The 888-nt window shown below is 59.3% G+C and carries 1 protein-coding gene; it reads right to left on the bottom strand.

Translation table 11 applies throughout. The features are described from left to right. The coding region (locus IVA82_RS23920) for an IS5 family transposase (RefSeq protein ID WP_247493587.1) at positions 1-712 on the bottom strand (712 nt) is incomplete at its 3' end. Positions 713-888: the final 176 nt, after the last annotated feature.

Genomic DNA, 888 nt, shown 5'->3' on the forward strand with positions numbered 1-888 from the left:
CCGAAGCCCGGCGTTCGGCGGTGCCATTGGCATGCGTGACCCTGCCGGCCACCGCCAGCCCATGCCGGTTCTCCATGGTGGCGTGGCCCATATAGCAAAGCTTGGCCTCCCGTCCGGCCGCCTTGCGATAAAGCCTGCTGTCCGGGTCACTGGTACTCGCATGGGTGTCGTTCTTGCGCTTCTGGCCGTGGAAGTTGGCGCCGTCATCATCGTTGCCGCTGCCGTCCTTGGGGCGAAAACTCTTCTGTGAAGCCCAGGCTTCGATCAGCGTTCCGTCGACCGAAAAATGCTCGTCCGACAGCAGCGGCTTGACCTGCGAATGGTTCAGAAGCCTGGTCATGAACTTCGTGAACACGTCGCCGTTCTGCAGCCGCTCCCGGTTCTTGGTGAAGGTGGTCGGGTCCCAGACCGGATCGTCCGGCGACAGTCCCACGAACCAGCGATACAAAAGATTGTAGTCCAGTTGCTCCATCAACTGGCGTTCCGAGCGGATGCCGTAGAACACCTGCAGCAGCAAGGCGCTCAGCAATTGCTCCGGAGGGATCGAAGGACGTCCCTCGCTGGCGTAGAGCCTCCCAAGGCCGCGGTTCAAATCACTCAAAACATCCCGGACGAGTTCCCGGACCTTCCGCAGCGGATGGTTTGCTGACACACGCTTATCCGGCGCGATATACGAAAACAGGCCGCCCTGATCCATAAATCTGCCGCGCATGATCGTCTCCACCGATTCGAGATGATAAAGTGAATCATCAGACCCCCTCCGTGGCGAGGGGTTTTTCAGCAGACTGCTAGTCTTACTGCGTCATAAATTTTTGCGCGATCGCGGACGCAGGATCGCTCTTGCGCAACATGGACATCGCGACAGACTTCTGACGAGGGCGAGAACGA

The organism is Bradyrhizobium sp. 142 (genome assembly GCF_023074015.1).
In the GTDB taxonomy this organism is placed as follows: domain Bacteria; phylum Pseudomonadota; class Alphaproteobacteria; order Rhizobiales; family Xanthobacteraceae; genus Bradyrhizobium.